Below are 19,118 nucleotides of genomic sequence, written 5' to 3' on the forward strand. Positions count from 1 at the left end.
GTTTCCCTCTCCACATACCTGGTATCACTTCTGAGCAGCTGAACCAGGAGTTTTTGGATAAGAAGGACCTGGCAGAGATGTTTGTGGCCTGCTTCCGTCAGCCTATCGATGGCGAGAACGTAAAGACGATGAACTGCGACGAGTACGCCGAGGCCCATCGCCTGTTGAAATTCCTGCGCTATTTCATTCCCATCAGCGACAAGGAGATTCCCCCCACCAGCATCATGCGTGAGTTCGTAGGTGGCAGCAGCTTCAAATACAGGGGCTAAAGGATAGTTAGTATAATACTAAAGGGGCGTTAGTATAATACTAAAGGACCGTTAGTGTTATACCATAGGGGGAAGATGGGGAAGATATATATATAGGAATATGCGAAAAAAATACCTAAATCTCTCAATCGTCAATGCAAGTGATTTAGGTATTTAATTTTAATATTTTATAGAAAACATCTTCCCCATCTTCCCCCCTAGATGTAGTCATCCATAAAAAACTACCCATTTTTAACTGAATTAACTCGATTGATGAAATGAGTGCGTTCAATTCATCGATCGAGTTAATTCGTGTTTAGCCGGTGTTACAGCTGGTACTGCAACATGACCATAGAGTAGGGCTTCAGCTGGAGTGAGAACTTCTTCTGAGCCTTGACGGGGGTGCTACGAGGGAAGATGGGTTGGCTCTCGTAGTTGTTCTCATCGTTGGCCTGACCGGCAAGGACGGTCTGCAGGGCAACCTTCTTGATACCCTTGAAACGGCTCAGGTCGATGTTAGCCGTCTTAGGCTCGGCTGTAGCGTTGCAGAGCTTCACATATACCTGACGCTTCTTTACGTTGAGAACTACCGACTGGCCGTAGCGTACATCCTCCATAGGCTGGATGACATCAGCAGCGTCGCCCTCGAACTTCACGCAGTCGCCATAGTAGTACTGACCAGAGCTCTGTCCGAACATCTGCTGAACATAGTAGCTGCAAGTAAGATAGGTGCGCTGGTTGTCGAAGTAGATGAGGTCGGGATTCCAGTTGGTGGCATCCTTCTTGGCGAAGAGGGGGGCGTACGAGGTCATAGCTACCACGTCGCCGTTGCGCTCTACATGGAGCAGGTACAGACCCTCGGCCAGGGCGTCGATGAGCTTCTTGTCCTTAGCGGCATACTCGCCCAGATAAACCTTGGTCTTGCGGTCGCGTGGGTACTTGTCGTACTGGCGGCTCTTCAGGAAGTAATCGTGTGGCTCGTAGTAGTGCTCGTCGATGATAGGCATGCCTAACTCTTCGGCCAGCTTCCAGCCGTTCTCCAAGTCGGGGTTACCTGGATGTGAGCCAGGACCGGCTGTGCCTACAATCACAATCTCAGGATGTGCCTTGGTGACACGCTCGTAGATATACTTGAAGCGCTCGGCAAACTCGGGCGAGATACGCTCCTCGTTACCCAGACCGAGGTACTTCAGGTTGAAGGGTTTGGGATGACCGGCATCGGCACGCATCTTGGCCCATTTGTTGGTGGCAGGATCGCCGTTGGCCCACTCAATCAGGTCGATGGCCTCGGCCACCCATTCGTCCATCTCACTCATAGGAACAACGTCCTGTGCCTGATTCTTCATGCCCCAACCACCGTTGGTACCCTGACAGCTCACACCGCAAGGCAGGATGGGCAGTGGCTCCATATTCAGGTCTTCGCAGAACTGGAAGTACTCGTAGTAACCCAGTCCCATGCTCTGGTGGTAGCCCCAGGTGTTCTTCAGCTGTTTGCGCTGCTCCTTGGGACCGATGGTGGTCTTCCAGCGGTAGGTATTCCAGAAACCGTCGCCACCGCCATGAACCACGCATCCGCCAGGGAAGCGCATGAACTTAGGCTGCAGCTCAGCCAGCGCCTCGGCCAGGTCGGTACGCATACCATGTCCCTTATAGGTGTCCTGAGGCATCAGCGATACCATATCGACATCCAGGGTTCCCGTGTTCAGCACCAGTATCTGGAGGGCTGCCTTCTGACAGTACTCGTTGGTAGTCAGCTCGGCCTCGTATTTCTGCCATGACTTGCTATCGACCTTGATGGTTGCCTCCGACAGCAGTTTGGGGTCCTTGCCCCAGCCCTGTGGCTCTACAAGGGCAATGCGGATCTGCTTGGCGCCGCCGTCAACATTGCGGAAGAAGGCCGAGAACGTGTATTTCTTGCCATCTCTGACAGAGATACCGCTGAAGCCATCGTTCTGGATGCCATAGCCGGTCCAGCCGTTGTAGTCGTAATACTGCTTGGCACGCTCGATATGCAGACGCATATAAGTGGGGTTGTTAGGATGGATGCCGTTATCCATGCGAGGCTCGAGATAGCCCAGAGAGTGGCCTGGACGGATCTGGCGCCAGGCGGTGCCGGGGCCCCAGCCATCGCGCTCGGTGGGGTTGAACTCGAACGATCCGTTCTGTATCAGTTCGGCATAGAGTCCACCATCAGCCGAGCTGCTGATGTCTTCGAAGAAGATGCCAATGAGCTCGTCGCTGATGGCCTTGCCGCCAACAGGGGCTTTCATTGGTTTCTGGGCGTTGAGACCCATGGTGGCTGCCAGGAGGGCAGCGCTGAGAATAGTTCGTTTGTACATAGTTGATGTTATTGTTATTTGTTATTGATGAGTCTTACTTCGTATATCTCGCCTATCTGTTTCTTGGGTTTGGCCACAAACTTGATGCGGACCTGTTTCTTACCCTTCAGCAGCTGGGCTGGAATGGGATACTCCTCGTACTTGAATTCGGAGATGCGGTACTTACCTGTGTTGTTTACCGATGTCACCAGTACATCGTCAACCAGGATATCAAACTCGTGGCTCTTCCACTCGCCTACACCCCAGTATTTCAGTCGCAGGCTCAGGTCGGTCTGGCCGCCTGTCTGCATCAGGTAGCTGAAGTAATGGCCGTCGTTGGCATCGCGGAAGAACACATCGTTGGTATTGCCCACAAACGACTGGTCGGTCTCCATGAAGTGGTCTGACTCGGGCTGCTGCTCGCCTGGCTGCACCTTGTCGGTGGTGCGCGCCTCGAGTGCTTGGCGCTCCTGTTCCTGCTTGGCCAGGTTGGCCAGATAGCCCTTGTAGCTATCCTCGCTCAGCGCCAGCCAGTACATCATGTAGCGTGAGTCGTGCAGTTCGAAGAAGGGCATCAGCTCGTTGTGTATCTCGTTGACCATCTTGGTCTGCAGGGTGAAGTGCAAGGGTTTGCCAGCAATGGGTTGCAGCTGGTTGGCAATGCCCTCGATATCGTTGTTGATCAGGATGGGGGCCTGGTCGATAGGCAGTTTCTTGCCCACTGCCAGCTGACCGAAACGACTGTCGTCGGCTATCAGCATGGCCAGATCCTCTGTGCCTGTCTTCATGGCCAGCATAATCGGGCCGTGCATCAGGGCGATATACTGCGAGAGGTTAGGCATATACTTCACGCTGTTGTGCATGGGGAACTGGATATCGATGACGTCGCCCTTCTTCCATTGGCGGTCGATAGCCACATAGCTGGAAGGACCAGTGATGATGCTGACGGGCTTGCCGTTCACCTTGACGCTGAACTCACCGGGCTTCACCCAGCCTGGATAGCGCACCTGCAGGGCAAAACGTCCCTTACCCTGAGTGATGGTGATCTTGCTGTTCTCGCTATAAGGGAAGTTGGTCTCCTGACGCAGCTGGATACCTTTCTGCTTCCAGTTCAGTTCAGAAGCCACGAAGAGGTTGACGAACAGAGCGTCGCCTTTGTGGGTACATACGAACTGACCGTACTTGCCGTGGTTCTCCATACCAGTGCCCACACAGCACCACATGGCCTCGTTGGGGGCGGAGTAGTTGCGGTAGTGGCGCGGACGGGCTGAGGTGAAGTACACATAGCCGCCGTGCTCTGGATGCTGGGTAGAGAGGATGTGGTTGAACATCGCCAGTTCGTAGAAGTCGGCAAAGCGGGCCTCCGGGTTGCGGCGATGCAGGTCCTCTGTCAGTTTCAGCATGTTATTGGTGTTGCAGCTCTCTGGCCCGTCGATATCCTCAACGAAGTCCTTACAGGCCTCCTTGCTGGGGAAGTGCTCACGGCGACTGTTACCGCCAAAGGCCAGCGAGCGCTCGCCCGTCACGATATCCCAGAAATAGGCGCCTGCGGTATGGTAGGCCTCGTCGCCAGCCAGTTCGGCTATGCGTTCAAAGCCGATAACCTTGGGAACCTGGGTGTTGGCGTGCATATTGTCTAAGCAGTCGCGGCGCGCCATCAGCGGGTTGAGCAGTCGGCGGTGTGAGAATCGCTTGGCTACATCGAGGTATTTCTTATCGCCTGTGATCGCATAGGCATCGGCCAGTACCTCGTTCATGCCGCCATGCTCGGTGTCGAGAGCGCGTTCCATCTGGGCATCGGTCAAGTCGGCTGTCAGGTCGATGGCCCAGTCGCAGAAGCCTAAGAAGAGCTGTTTGGCCTGCTCGTTGCCGCAGTAAACCCACGCATCGCGCAGACCGGCATACATCTTGTGTATATTATAGAATGGCACCCACGCACTGTGATAAGCGCCGAAGTCGCCCTTCTTGAAGTTACCCCACACACGGTCGCTGCCAGGCACGCCGCCCACATAGCCACGGCCCCAGGCGGGGTGGTTCTTGGCGTTGGCATCGGCACAGCGCTGCAGTTCGCTAATCCAGTATTCCATGCGCTGGCGGCATGCTTCATTGCCTGTAGCGGCGTTGATGGCCATCGCGGTCAGATAATGTCCGCCCACATGTCCGTCGAGTCCGTCCCAGTTGGGGTACGACTTGGCCTTTGGCGTTAGGCCGGCCTCTTTCAGATAAGGTGCTAACAAACGGTCGTTGTCGTACTTCAACAGTACGTTGATGTTCAAGTCACGCGCGTGCTTCAACGGTCCGTCAAGTAGGGTTACATCTCCCAATGGGAATTCATCGGCATACAACCGATCCTGCGCATGAACGCTACCAGCTGCGACAAAAAGCAGCGAGGCGAGCAGCAGTCCATGCGAATGAGTCTTGAATAGGTACATCATGTTTGTTTATAAGTTGTTATTGATTCTTTCTGATGACGTGATACACATCTTCTATCTGATGGGTAAAAGGTCCGGTGTGTTCCAGTTTCAGTGTACACATGGCAGCCGCAAACTGGCCGCTCTCGGCATAGCCCATGCCTCGTGCTCTGGCATAGAGATAGCCTGCGCTGTAGGTGTCGCCGCAACCTGTGGCATCAACGAGCTTGGTGGGGGCATAGGCTGGCGTCTCGTAGAAGCGGTCCTCGGCTAAGATCATCGAACCGCCACCACCTAAGGTCACAATCACCTCGCGCACGCCCCAGTCGTGTATCTGCTGGGCAGCTTCGTAGGGATCGGTCATGCCTGTCAGCGTCTGGCATTCCCATTCGTTCACCTTCAGGATGGCTGTGTGTTTCAGCAGACGCAGCTTGTCGGCCCATTCGCAGGCCTTCACTTCTTCGCCAACCACCTCTCTCAGGTAGCCCTGCACATCGATGCTCACATCGCCTTTGCTGGCTAAATACTCCACAATCTCTGGTGCGAAATCGTCGGCCAACAGGGTGCCTAAGTGATATACACGCGCCTCCACATCCTTCAACTGGTTGAGTGTGAATGGGGCCGACTTGGCCAGCACCCGCTGGGTGCGGTTGTCCATGTTGGCGCCATATTTATTCTCGAAGAATACGTTGGTGTCGCTCTCGAAAGCCGTAACCTCGATACCTGCCTGACGCAGTTTCTCAACTTCGGGCATCACTTCCTGACTCACCGAGGTGATCATGTGGAAGAGGATGTCGCTTGGCAGCGATGCAATGGCCCACGCCATATAGTAGGCTGAGCCGCCTGCACAGTGTGTGGTCATGGGCGGAACCTGCGTGATAATCCTATCGCGAGTGATGTGCCCGATACAACAAATGTCTGTCATTAAAATCGCCTTTTTTAAAATAATAACTTTTTTTCGCTTGCAAAGATAACTTTTTTTTTCTAAAAGTTTTGTTTTATTCGGAAAATATGCTATCTTTGCATCAATAATTTGGTACTACTAATTGCAATTAATGGTAAAACGTACACTTTTCTGGGTTTTTATGCTTAGCATGACGGTCTTTCCGGCATGGTCGCAGACGATATATGATGTGATGAGTTTTGGTGCCGTTGGCGATGGCGTGACCGATGATGCCGCTGCCATTCAGCGAGCTATCGATCAGTGCTCGGATGAGGGGGGCGGTCGTGTGCTGTTGCCACGCTGTCACACCTTCCTGGCTGGTCCTATCCAACTCAAGAGTCATGTGGAGCTATACCTGGAGGCTACCGCCACGCTCAAGGCCCATCCTGACGAGGCTATCTATCACCTGAGCGCCTTTGGTGAAAACCGGGGCGAGGGTATGCTGTGGCTCTGGGCAGCGCATGCTGAGAACATCAGCATCTGTGGTAAGGGTACCATTCATGGCAACGGCATTGCCTTTATGGGGGCAGAGCTGAGCGACAGCTATGATCTGAAGCCCCTGAAGGATCAGACTTTCGATCCCCGTCCGCATGTGCTCACGCTGACCGATGTGAAGCAGCTCACCATCCGTGATGTCACCATCAAGGAGGGAGCCTATTGGACCGTTCACCTGATTGGTTGCGACGAAGCAGTGATTGAGGGTATCAATCTGCTGAATAACCTGAAGATCCGTAATGGCGATGGCATCGATATCGACCACTCTAAGCATGTGCGTATCGCCAACTGTCATATCACCAGTGGCGATGACTGCATCTGTCTGAAGAACCGCAGGGAGTTCGAACAGTATGGCTCGTGCCATGATATCACTGTGACCAACTGCGTGATGTCGAGTCGTTCGTGTGCCATCAAGATTGGTAGCGAGAATATGGACTCTATCTACAATGTAGTGTTCGATAACTGCATCATCACGGGTTCCAACCGTGGTCTGGGTATCCAGAACCGCGATGAGGGCACGGTGACCGATGTGGTCTTCTCGAATATCCAGCTCGACTGTAAGCTCTGGAGCGATGTGTGGTGGGGTAAGGCAGAGCCTATCTATGTGACCAGCTATCCACGTGCCAATGGTAATCACAAGGATGCCAACTGGCGATTCCCCAAGGGGCAGATTGAAGGTAAGTGTGGCGAGGTGAGCCGCATCTACTTCAACAATATCACTGCTACCAGCGAGAACGGCTGTTTTGTAGGCGGTGACGAGCCCGGCAAGGTGAAGGACATCTATTTTAATAATGTACGCGTGCGACTGTTTGGTGAGGGGCAGCGCTACATGGATAAGCGTCCGTGTAAGGGCGAGGGCTTTGTTGAGGCCAGTCTCAAGGCCATGAGGCGCATGAAGGTGCCCCTGCTAACCGAACATGCCACTGTTTATATGTAATCATACTAAGAATAAATATTTTTTTACTAACTTTTAATTTTAAATTATGCAAAAGATCCTAAATCTCAAACAAGGAATGCAGAAGACCATGTTTTTTGTGTTCTTTCTGTTGTGCAGTACAGTGATGCTGGCACAGAACAAGGTGTCGGGAACTGTACTGGACGCAACTGGTGAGCCTCTGATTGGTGTAAGCGTTCTGGAGGCTGGAACCAACAATGGTGTTGTTACCGATTTCGAAGGTCAATTTACACTGACCGTAAAACAAGGTGCTAAACTTACATTCTCGTATGTAGGTTATCTTACACAGACTCTTGCCGCTGCCAACGGCATGAAGGTTACACTTCAGGAGGACAACAAAGTGCTGAACGAAGTTGTAGTAGTTGGTTATGGTACCATGCGCCGTAAGGACGTTACCTCATCTATCACAACCGTTAAGGCCGAGGATCTGAACCAAGGTGTATTTACCTCGCCAGCAGAGTTGCTGCAGGGTAAAGTTCCTGGATTGGTAATCACCAACTCAAGCGATCCTAATGGTTCTTCAAGTATTTCACTCCGTGGTGCTTCTTCACTGCGCTCTGGTGAGGCCATGGAGCCTTACTATGTTATCGATGGTGTTCCCGGTGTAGACCTTTCGCTGGTTGCTCCTGAGGATATCGAGAGTATCGATGTGCTCCGCGATGCTTCTGCTACAGCCATCTATGGTTCAAAAGCCGCTAATGGTGTTATTATCGTAACAACTAAGAAGGGTAATAAGGCTGGTAAGACCAACGTTAGTTACTCTGGCTATGTTGCTATCGACAATACGCTTAAGACTTTGGACATGATGTCTGCAAGCGAAATGCTGAATTATGCAAAATCTGTAGGAAATACTAATTTGGTTAACTATTATGATCCAGCAAATCCTGCTGATACAAACTGGCAGGATGAGGTTTTGCGTACAGGTTTCTCTCATAACCATAACGTTAGTATCAATGGCGGTTTTGAGAAGACATCATATAGCGCATCAATCAACTATATGAATCGTCAGGGTGTTGTTCGTGGTACTGATATGAACCGCTTGAATGTACGTTCATTCTTACAGACCAAGTTCTTAAAGGATCATCTGGATGTTTCTATCAGTGTCAACGCAAGCGTTGGCGAGTTCAATACAGTTGCTACTGGTTATGACGGTACTCATGCTGGACAGAGTGTTATCGAGCAGATGTATACTTATTCTCCACTGGTTCCTGTGAAGAATGCAGATGGTACTTGGTATAGTAATACTACTATTTCTCAAAACTTTAACCCTGTTGCAATGATTAACGAAGACCAGTTCTCTGGAAAGAATAAGATGATTCAGGGTGTTGGACAAGCTGCTTTGCATATTATTCCAGGTCTGGATTGGAATCTGACAATGTCATATCAGAACAGACAGTATATCAATAATACTTATCACTCAAGTCAATCTCAGTTAGCAGGTTTCTCTTCTCGAAATGGTGAGGCTACACGTACTACATCTGAGGATGTTAAGAAACAGTTGGAAACCTATATTAACTGGTCAAAGGAATTTGGTGCTCATAATGTAGCATTAATGGCTGGTTATTCTTGGGAACAGAATGATAATGGCGACCGATTTGGTTTGACCGCTTATAATTTCTACAATGATAACCTGAAGTATTATAACTTGGGAATGGCTAACCAGATGGATATTGATGGCATTATCAGCTCACCAATGTCTACCCTTCGTATGATTTCATTCTATGGACGTGCCAATTATAGCTTCAATAGCAAATATCTCTTGCAGGCAACTATCCGTCGTGACGGTTCTTCAGCCTTCGGTAAGAGTAACCGTTGGGGTACATTCCCATCAGTCAGCGCTGCATGGCGTGTAATTGAGGAAGGCTTCATGAAAAATCAGACTATTTTTGATGATCTGAAGTTCCGTATTGGTTATGGTGTCAGCGGAAACTCTCTGGGTTTCGATGCTTATACTGCCCTCCAGACTTATGGCGCAACAGGTTGGTTCGAGCATATCGACCAGACGGGTGCCTCTATTAATTACCGTACATTGGCAGCTGACCACAATGCAAATCCTGACTTGAAGTGGGAGCGCACAGGAATGTTCAATATTGGCATTGACTTTGGTTTCTTCAATAACCGCCTGACTGGTACCATTGAATACTATGACAAGCGTACAAAGGATCTGATTCACGCTTACGCAGTATCTACAAACCGTTATCCTTATGGTTGGATTGATGCTAACGTAGGTGACATCAGCAACAAGGGTATTGAGTTGACATTAAATGCTGTTCCTGTTCAGACAAAGAAATGGAACTGGACAACCTCTTTGAACCTTTCTCACAACAAAAATAGAGTAGAGAAATTGTCTAACGAGACCTATTCTGTTGACTACATTGATGAGGCTAATCCTGATGTGGGTGGTTATTCTGGAGGTGCTGAGGTACAGCGAATTATGGAAGGTAGCCCAATTGGTCAGTTCTATCTGTGGGAGTGGGCTGGTTACGATGATGAAGGCAAGTCAATTTTCAATGACTATGATGAGGATGGAAATCTGATTGGAACAACAGATGCTCCTAATAATACCGATCGTCGTAAGCATGGTAGTGCGCAGCCAAAGCTCACCTTAGGTTGGAACAATACTGTTACCTATAAGAACTGGTCGCTGACTGCATTCTTCCAGGGTATGTTCGGACACAAGATTTACAATGCTACACGTAACTATTACAACAATGTAACATTAATTAATACTGGTAAGAATGTGCTCTCAGAAGTTGCTACTATACAGAAGGCTACTGATACACGTTCACAAGCTCCATCAGATCGCTATCTTGAGAAGGGTGATTACTTCCGTCTGTCAAGTTTGTCTATTGGGTATACTTTCAAGGAATTGGCTGGATGGGCAAAGAGCGTACGCCTCTATGCTACCTGTAACAACGTATTTACCATCACAGGTTATAAGGGTATTGACCCAGAGGTATATCTTGGTGGTTTGACTCCAGGTATGGATTGGCGTAATACCCGTTATCCTCGCACACGTACATTTATGTTTGGTGCTAACATTAATTTCTAATTTTAATTTCTTAGATAATATGAAGAAACTACATATTTTTTCAGGGGCGATGCTGGTACTTTTGACTGCTGGCTGTACAAATCTGGATGTAGATGTAAAATCTAGATTAACAGAGTTCCCGGATAACGAGATTGCTGTAGAGGCAAAAACAAACGATGCAATGTTTGCTATTCGTGGCATATTGGGACGTCGTTATGATGAAGCAATCTCTTTTAATAGTGATGAGTATACTGCCATAAGTTTTGATGGTGACTATCTGAATAATCGTGACTGTGCAAATTTCTCTCTTCATAGTGTAGATCCCTCTGCGTGTGCTGCTATGCTGAATGTCTTTAATGATATTCAGGCAGGTATTACAAGCTGTAATAACGTGATGAGTGACCCTGCGTTTGAGGAACTTGGTGGTGCTGATGCCGAAATTTTAGCACCTGTTCGTGCTGCACGTGCTTTTTATACATTCCTTTTGATGGATAACTGGGGAGATGCCCCGATTATTGATCATATTTTGGCCGATGATGAGGTCCTTGACCGCTCGCCTCGTGCAGATGTTGCCAAATGGATAGAGTCTGAATTATTGGCTGTTCGCGATAAGTGCCCAACCAATGTTGATGCCTCAACATACGGAAAACCAACAAAATGGATGGTTGAAGCATTGCTTGCAAAGTTGTATATCAACTGGAATGTATATACAAAGGATGTTACAAGTACAAGTTGGTCTTCAACAGCAGCAAATGAGAAGTTGAACGACTGTGTGGCTATGTGTGATGACATCATCAATAGTGGCTTATTTAATTTGAGCGATGATTTCAAGAAGAAGTTCTTGTATAACAATGGTCCACATATTAAAGACTTCATTTATGTAATGCCATACGATGCTATTACACAGCAGGGACTTACTTATTCTCGTTTCCGTACATGGCGTAGAGGACAGAATAATAATGGTTTCTATTCTGTAGAACTTTCTGGTTCTGTTGCTGGAAACTATGCGCTGACTCCTGAATATGTTGAATTGTTCACGCTCCCTGGTGATCGCCGTAATGATTGTATTGCTGGTGATGCAACTAAGGATGCAACTGATATATATCAGTACGATGTGACAACAGGTGAGAAAACAAGTGTTCGTAATACATACAAGGGGAAAGAAGTAACCTTTACTAAGTCGATTACTCTTAAGACGGAAGATGGAGACTTAAATACAGGTGCTGATCAGAATGGTTGGTGTCAAGGTTATAAGTCAATTAAGTTTATGCCTTATGTGCCAGAGGTTAATGCTCATAGTCGTAATATGAGTAACGACGTGCCCATTTTGCGCTATGCAGATGTAATTCTGATGAAGTGTGAGGCAATTACCCGTGGTGCAACAGCTACTAATGGCGATACACCAATGAGCCTATTTAACCAGATTCGTTCTTATGTAAATGCTCCTCTGATTGAGAATAATCCAACTCTTCAGGATATTCTTGACGAGCGTGGCCGTGAGTTCCTCGATGAGCACTGGCGTCGTAATGACTTGATTCGCTTTGGTGACTTTGAGCGTGATTGGGGATTCAAGTATCTTAACCCCAATAACAAGGCTTTGACAAACCGAATTCTTCCTCTGAGTGTTGATGTACTTAATGCTAACACCAACTGGAAGCAGAACGCAGGTTATTAATCTGAATACATACTGATTAGTAATATTCCCTAAACTTCGGGCGGAGATGAATCACATCCCCGCCCGATTATTTATATGTATTGATCATATATCAGTAAATCATGTTTTTAACATCCTCATCGACTATCATGGGGCGGAAGTCGGGAGCGGCGAGGGTGAGGTGGATGTTTTTGAGGGTGATGCCATCGATGTGACGGAGGTAAAGTCCCCAAGCAGGAAGTTCGCCAAACATGGTGAACTCAGGGTATTTCTGAATCTGCTCGGGTACATCGTGCTTACGCCAGAGAGGCACGTAGGCCATGCCTTTGGTGGCGCGACCTGGGTAGTGGATGTTGATGTCCTCGAGTGTGATATGCTCGATGCGATTGCCGGGAATGCCGCAGATACTGCTGGGGAAGGGGTTGTGGAAGAAATCGACCTCAGGACCACGCAGGTCGTAGGCTTCATCAGGACGACCAAAAGGCACTTCGCAATAAAGGTCGCGGATGGTGATATTCCTGATTGTACCCTTGCGCTGGCCTGCCCGCTGTCCTAATCGCACAAAAATAGGATTGCCGGTATTTGTGGCATTGATGCGTTCTACGAGAATGCTATCTATCTGTGCGCCATCTACGCTCTCGATGGCGATGGCCGAGCGGAAGGTGTCGCGTACTTTGATATCATGCACATAGACCTTGCGGAAGCCGCCCCACGAGGCGGTGCCGAACTTTACAGCCGAGGCGCTACTGCAGATGTTTAAGTGGGCTATCTCGATGTCGTAGCACTCGCTATCGACGTGATAGGACTTCAGGCATACGCCATCGTCGGCAGAGTTGATATTGCAGTCGGTCACCTTCACATGTTGGCAATCGGTCAGGTCGATACCGTCATTATTCCAATAGGCGCGATTCTCGATGTTGAGGTCTTTCAGTGTGATCTGTTGGCAGAGGTGGAATGAGAGCCCCCAGTTGGCACTGCTCTTCAGTGTCAAACCCTTCACCGTGATGTCCTTGCTGCGGTAGATGAAGAACAGCTTGGGGCGTGCCAGCTCGCTGGGGCGCTGGCGGCGCAGGTTGTAGTGGGGGTCGATGCGTTCGCCTGTATGATGCAGACTGTCGATGTTCAGCGCTACCTGCAGCCCCTGTCCGTCAATCAGTCCCTTACCTGTGATGGCTATATGTTCGGCCTCATTGGCCATCAGCAGCGCCATGGCGGCGTTGTCGCCCCGCTGGTCATCGGTCTGTGCTATCTGCATCGGCTGGTAGTCGTAGGGATTGGTGCTGCCTAACAGAGTGGCGCCTTCCTCGAACTCGAGGGTAACACCCGAGCGGAGCATCAGTCCGCCTGTGAGATAGCGTCCTGCCTTAAGCACCAATGTGCCGCCGCCTTTCTTGGCGATGCGGTCGATGCCTTGTTGCAACTGGGGGGTACAGAGCGCTTGTCCGCTGGCATCCAGATGCAGATCCTTGGAAGTCAGGGTGACCTTGGCCAGAGTCGAGCCTGGCAGAATGGCCATCATAGCGCAGACGAAATGGACAAAACATGTTCTCATGGTTGCAAAGATAGCCATTTTTGTTGAATGTTGTGTTGTTTTTCACATTTATTCTTATCATTTTGTTGGCGTTTCAGATATTTTTTTGTACATTTGCAAAGTGAATATAAAGATTAGGTTATTCGTCGCATTGATAGTTCTGGCAGCTTGTATGCCTATCGTGGCGCAGAAGACTCACAACGAAAAGATTATCTTCACGCCACAATGGACGGCGCATGCCCAGTTTGCCGGCTATTATGTAGCCTTGGAGAAGGGTTTCTACAAGGCGGCAGGGGTTGATGTGGAAATAGTTCATCCGTCTTTATCACAGACCGTGATAGACCGTCTGCGCAACAATGAGAGTCATGCCACCACCATGCAGCTTTGTCAGGCCATGGAGATTGTCGACAATGGTATCCCCTTGGTGAACATCCTTCAGACATCGATGAATAACGCCACCGTCATTGTATCGCGACGTGATAAGGATCCGCTGACTCAGAAGGGAGCCCGTGTGGGTATCTGGCAGGCCGGCTTTGGCCAGGTGGCTGTGTGTATGAGTCGTAAGGAGCATCTGAACTACCAGTGGATCCGCTTTACCACCAATTTCGACTTGTTTGTGAAGGGTGCCATCGACGGTACGCTGGCCATGAGCTATAATGAGTATTATCAACTGATGCAGATGGGCTTTACGTTTACGGAAAAGAACGTATATCGTTTCTGCGATCATGGCTATAATATTCAGGAGGACGGTGTTTACATGCGTCGCGACTATTATGAGACGCATAAGGCGCAGGCCCGCAAGTTTGCCCAGGCCAGTCGCAGGGGATGGGAATGGGCTTCGGCTCATCCTGAGGAAACGGTGGATATCGTGATGAAATATTGTCGCGAGAATCATATCATCACCAACCGCGTACTGCAGCGACTGATGTTGAAGGAGATCCTGAGATTACAGATTGACCGCGAATCGAAGAAGCGCGAGTTCCGTCTGCGTCCTGATATGGTGAAGTTGGCCAGCAAGCTGATGCTGGAGAACGAGATGCTGAAAAAGGAAGTTACCTACGAACAACTCATAGCGAGATAGCTGTATGATTAACCCGATGACATATGTCCGCCAGTCGCTTACCAAGAGGCTTAGCATCTTGATAGTATTCATTGCTACCATCATCTTTGTGGCAGCGATAGGATATATGTTCTTCGAATCGCGTCAGGCCGTCCGTGAGGAGGCTATCAGTCGTGCTACTGAGACGCTGGATAATACCGTGCTCCGTGTGAATGGTCTGCTCGACCGTGTGATCATTGCTACGGAGAACTTTGAATGGTTGCCAGTGCGTCATCTGGATAAGCCCGACTCGATGTTTACCTATTCGGCGCGTATCCTGAAGTGTAACCCTGACCTGAATGGTTGTTCAATCGCCTTTGAGCCTGATTTCTTTAAGAGTAAAGGACGTTATTTCTCGGCTTACAGCTATAATAATAAAGGTACGATTGAGACCACACAGGAGGGTAACGACCAGTATCAGTATTTCTATATGGACTGGTATCAGTTGGTGAAACTGCTCGATGGTCCCAGTTGGGTGGAGCCCTTTATGGATTATAATCCGGAGGACATCTATGCAGAGGAGATTATCGCCTCGTACTGTAAACCGCTCAAAGACGAGAAAGGTACCTATGTAGGCACTATCTCGGTGGATATCTCGATGGAGTGGATATCGGAGGTGATATCGAAGGTGAAACCCTATCCCAATTCCTACAGTATCATGATTGGTCAAGGAGGTACCTACTTTGTGCATCCTGATACCACGAAGCTGCTCCATGAGACGATATACACCCCGACTTTGGAACATCCTGACACCGCCTTGACCGCTCTTGGACATGCCATGCAGCGTGGTGAGCAGGGCATGCGCCAGCTGAAGTTTGAAGGACAGGATTGTTATGTGTTCTACAAGCCACTCGGTTCTACAGGTTGGAGTGTGGCTATTGTCTGCCCTGAAAGTGACATTTTTGGCAGTTACAACCGATTGTACCGAATCGTGATAGCCATCGTGGTGGTGGGACTGCTGCTGATGCGCTTTGTGTTCAGTCGTGTCATCAAACGTGAGCTGAATCCCCTTCATACCTTAGCGTTACAGGCTGAGACGATAGCCTCGGGCCAGTTCGACCAGACGCTGCCTGATGATAAGCGTATCGACGAGATAGGTAAGCTGAACCATTCGTTCAGCAATATGCAGCAATCGTTGGTTAACTATATCGACGAGTTAAAACGCTCTACAGCCCAGAAAGCGTCTATCGAGAGTGAGCTGAAGGTGGCCAGTGATATCCAGATGGGAATGATTCCCAGAGTGTTCCCACCGTTCCCTGAACGTCATGATATCGACCTCTATGCTTCGATGACGCCTGCCAAGGTGGTAGGTGGCGACCTCTACGACTATTTTATTCAGGATGAGCGACTCTACTTCTGTGTAGGCGACGTGTCGGGTAAGGGTATCCCAGCCGCGATGTTCATGGCCATCACCCGTGATTTGTTCCGTATCATTGCCCAGCAGAACCATTCGCCTTGGGATGTGGCTACGCAGATGAACTCTTTCCTGGTGAAGGATAACGAGCAGAGTATGTTTGTGACGATGTTTATCGGAATGATCGACTTGCGCAGAGGGTGCATGGAGTTCTGTAACTGCGGCCATAATCTGCCTATCCTTGACGGACAGTTCATGGAGATTAAGGATTGTAACCAACCTCTTGGACTGTGGGAGTGTAAAGCCTTTAAGGGTGAGGTCATTGAGGATATCCGTGACAAACGGCTGTTGTTCTATACCGACGGACTGAACGAAGCTGAGAATATGCAAAAGGATCGACTGGGCGACGACCAGCTGTTGGCGCTGATGGCCGATACCGATCAGATGGACTCGGAGCAGATTATTAATAGACTAAAGAACGCTGTAATCAATCATCGCGCTGGCGCAGAGCCTAATGACGACATGACACTACTGTGCTTGTCGATCAAGACCTTGTAATGGCCGTTTTGAACAAATCGAAAAGGATTTGAACGAATCGGAAAGCCAACGGCGCTTTTTGAACAACATCGAAAATTAAACGAACGCAGCAGAAAGACGGTTTGAGTTCGGCTTTGTAATTTTGCATCCGAAAACCAGAATTCTAAAGTAACTAAAAAATAAAATTAACAATGAAAATTTCGTTTCATCAAATTAGTTTGGTTGTAGTAGCTGTGGTTTCTTCACTTGGCTGCAGCATTAGCGTGTCGGCCCAGCAGCTAAGGGCAGAAAACATCGACGAGGTAATCAAGGCGTTAACCCTCGAAGAGAAATGCCACTTAGTGCTGGGACGCGGCATGCACTTCAACGACGAGGCTAAATTCCCAGGTACGGCAGGCAGTACTTTCTCTGTAGAGCGTTTGGGTATACCTGAGACTTATTGCGCTGACTCTCAGCAGGGCTTGCGCATGAACGCTACACGTGCGTGGGATCATAACGATTATTATCCTACCGACTTTGTGGCTTCGATGACTTTGGCTTCGACATGGGATCGTGAGGCCGCCTTCAAGGTTGGACAAGGTATCGGTAACGAGGTGCGCGAGTTCGGGCTCGACTGGATTCTCTCACCTGCCATGAACCTCATCCGTAACCCGCTGTGTGGTCGTAACCACGAGTATTACTCTGAGGATCCTTATCTGTCGGGTACCATTGCGGCTGGTTATGTACGTGGTGTGCAGAGCGAAGGTACGGCTGCCTGTCCCAAGCACTTTGTGGCTAACAATCAGGAGACAAACCGTAATAACAATATCTCTCAGGTGTCGCAGCGAGCTCTGCGTGAGATCTACCTGAAGGCTTTTGAGATCATGGTGAAGGAGAGCAATCCCTGGACTATCATGACCTCGTATAATAAATTGAATGGTCCATACGCTGTGCAGAACCGTGAACTGCTGACCACTATTGTTCGTGATGAGTGGGGATGGAAGGGTATGTTCGTATCTGACTGGAACGCTGGTGATGATGCGGTGGCTGCTATGCTCGCAGGCAACGATATGTTGCAACCAGGACAGCCCAAGCAGTATCAGGCTATCCTTGAAGCTGCCAAGAGTGGAAAGTTGCCCATGGAAGTGCTCGATGCCAACGTGAAGCGTATATTAGAATATGTGGTAAAGACTCATAACTTTAAAGGCTATCAATATCACAACGAGCCCAATCTGAAGGCGCACGCCCAGATAGTTCGTGAGGTAGGCGCTGATGGTATCGTATTGTTGAAAAACAGTGGTATCCTGCCTCTGACAGGAAAGCGTGTAGCACTATTCGGATGTACCTCGTATGACTGGATTTCTGGTGGTTCGGGTTTTGGTGGTACCTCAGTGGGGCACTATACCGTATCGCTGGTTGAGGGTATGCGTTCGGCTGGTTACGAGGTTTACAAGCCATTGATTCGTACTTATACCCAGCATATTGCTGCCGAGGAGAAACGTCTGTTCCCCAACGGTCGTCCTCCCTTCTCGCTGATGCCACCAGCACGTGCCGACGAGAAGCAGTTTACTGCCGACGAGCTGAATGCTGCTATCGAGGGTAGTGATGTGGCTATCATCTCATTAGGTCGTAAGAGTGGTGAGGCTGCCGATCGCAGCGAGAGTGACTTCTATCTGAAAGAGGGTGAGGCCAAACTGATCAAAGCTGTAAGTGAGGCCTATCACGCCAAAGGAAAGCAAGTGATTGTACTGCTCGATATCTGTAGTCCTATCGACGTGGCTTCTTGGCAGGATCAGATCGACGCATTGGTTTGCACTTGGCAGGGTGGTCAGGAGAGTGGCTTTGCTGTGGCTGATGTGCTTTCCGGAAAGGTAAATCCTTCAGGAAAGTTGCCTATGACCTTCCAGATTAAATATGGTGATGCCTATGCTGATAAGAACTTCCCCAGCAATGTTGATGACAAGACCTTAGGTGCCATGTTTATGTGGGGCTATAACAAGGATAAGGCGCCCAAGGAGCGTACACCTCAGGCAAACATCGACTTCACCAACTATGAGGAGGATATCTATGTAGGCTACCGCTATTTCGACAGTTTTGGCAAGCCAGTGGCTTATCCATTCGGATTCGGACTGAGCTACACCACCTTTGCTTATGAGAATATGAGCGTGAGCGAGGCCAATGGCATCTATACTGTAAAGGTAGATGTGAAGAATACAGGTAAAAAGGCTGGTCGCAACGTGGTAGAGCTCTTTGTGGCTGCTCCCAATAGCAAGAAACTGAACAAGCCGGCAAAGGAACTGCGTAACTATGCTAAGACGCGTTTGCTGCAGCCTGGTCAGACAGAGACTGTAACCATGCAGGTGAAGGCAGAAGATTTAGCCTCGTTTAATGAGAAAGCCTCGGCTTGGAAGACCGATGCAGGTCGCTACGACTTTCTGATCTGTTCATCGGCCAGCGATGTTGAGGCAAAGGCTTCGGCTCCTGTCAAGGCTTGGACCAAGAAGGTGAACAACGTGATGAAACCCAATGTGAAACTGAATCTGCTGCGCAGATAATCATAGAT

10 protein-coding genes and 1 pseudogene are annotated in these 19,118 nt (G+C 49.3%); 7 read left to right on the top strand and 4 right to left on the bottom strand.

All coding sequences use genetic code 11. The features are described from left to right. A pseudogene (locus T491_RS15655) lies at nucleotides 1-269 on the top strand (hypothetical protein); the annotation flags it as partial. Between the two features lie 305 nt (nucleotides 270-574). On the opposite strand, the gene T491_RS15660 reads toward T491_RS15655, so the two are convergent. Genes T491_RS15660 through T491_RS0104485 form a run of 3 tightly spaced genes read right to left on the bottom strand, consistent with a single transcriptional unit; the run spans nucleotide 575 to nucleotide 5,902 of the window. Next, nucleotides 575-2,587, bottom strand: a complete 2,013-nt coding sequence (locus T491_RS15660) for an alpha-L-arabinofuranosidase C-terminal domain-containing protein (RefSeq protein ID WP_081773239.1) — start codon at nucleotides 2,585-2,587, stop codon at nucleotides 575-577. A 14-nt stretch (nucleotides 2,588-2,601) separates the two neighbouring features. Beyond that, a complete protein-coding gene (locus tag T491_RS0104480; RefSeq protein ID WP_231480177.1) occupies nucleotides 2,602-5,001 on the bottom strand; it encodes a beta-L-arabinofuranosidase domain-containing protein in 2,400 nt (799 codons plus the stop codon). 16 nt (nucleotides 5,002-5,017) lie between these two features. Beyond that, nucleotides 5,018-5,902 carry a PfkB family carbohydrate kinase gene (locus T491_RS0104485; RefSeq protein WP_028902827.1) on the bottom strand — a complete coding sequence of 295 codons (885 nt, stop codon included), beginning with the start codon at nucleotides 5,900-5,902 and terminating at the stop codon, nucleotides 5,018-5,020. A 169-nt stretch (nucleotides 5,903-6,071) separates the two neighbouring features. On the opposite strand from T491_RS0104485, the gene T491_RS15665 reads away from it, so the two are divergent. The 3 genes from T491_RS15665 to T491_RS0104500 are packed head-to-tail and all read left to right on the top strand — an operon-like array spanning nucleotide 6,072 to nucleotide 12,076. Next, nucleotides 6,072-7,352: a glycoside hydrolase family 28 protein gene (locus tag T491_RS15665; protein WP_231480178.1), complete on the top strand. Its 1,281-nt coding sequence runs from the start codon at nucleotides 6,072-6,074 to the stop codon at nucleotides 7,350-7,352. A 55-nt stretch (nucleotides 7,353-7,407) separates the two neighbouring features. Next, a complete protein-coding gene (locus tag T491_RS0104495) occupies nucleotides 7,408-10,422 on the top strand; it encodes a SusC/RagA family TonB-linked outer membrane protein (protein WP_369699740.1) in 3,015 nt (1,004 codons plus the stop codon). 19 nt (nucleotides 10,423-10,441) lie between these two features. Further along, complete coding sequence (locus T491_RS0104500; RefSeq protein ID WP_051522962.1) at nucleotides 10,442-12,076, top strand: RagB/SusD family nutrient uptake outer membrane protein; 1,635 nt, start codon at nucleotides 10,442-10,444, stop codon at nucleotides 12,074-12,076. 91 nt (nucleotides 12,077-12,167) lie between these two features. On the opposite strand, the gene T491_RS0104505 is transcribed toward T491_RS0104500, so the two are convergent. After that, nucleotides 12,168-13,625 carry a glycoside hydrolase family 28 protein gene (locus T491_RS0104505; RefSeq protein ID WP_231480179.1) on the bottom strand — a complete coding sequence of 486 codons (1,458 nt, stop codon included), beginning with the start codon at nucleotides 13,623-13,625 and terminating at the stop codon, nucleotides 12,168-12,170. A gap of 82 nt (nucleotides 13,626-13,707) precedes the next feature. On the opposite strand from T491_RS0104505, the gene T491_RS0104510 reads away from it, so the two are divergent. The 3 genes from T491_RS0104510 to T491_RS0104520 all read left to right on the top strand — a co-directional run bounded on the left by T491_RS0104510 (nucleotide 13,708) and on the right by T491_RS0104520 (nucleotide 19,110). Beyond that, nucleotides 13,708-14,667, top strand: coding sequence for an ABC transporter substrate-binding protein (locus T491_RS0104510; RefSeq protein ID WP_155950033.1), 960 nt, complete (start codon nucleotides 13,708-13,710; stop codon nucleotides 14,665-14,667). Between the two features lie 16 nt (nucleotides 14,668-14,683). Then, a complete protein-coding gene (locus T491_RS0104515) occupies nucleotides 14,684-16,597 on the top strand; it encodes a SpoIIE family protein phosphatase (protein ID WP_028902832.1) in 1,914 nt (637 codons plus the stop codon). 170 nt (nucleotides 16,598-16,767) lie between these two features. Beyond that, nucleotides 16,768-19,110 (top strand): glycoside hydrolase family 3 protein, encoded by a 2,343-nt coding sequence (locus T491_RS0104520; protein WP_036915295.1) that lies wholly within the window; start codon nucleotides 16,768-16,770, stop codon nucleotides 19,108-19,110. Nucleotides 19,111-19,118: the final 8 nt, after the last annotated feature.

It is taken from the genome of Prevotella sp. P6B4 (assembly GCF_000619985.1).
Classification (GTDB): Bacteria; Bacteroidota; Bacteroidia; order Bacteroidales; family Bacteroidaceae; genus Prevotella.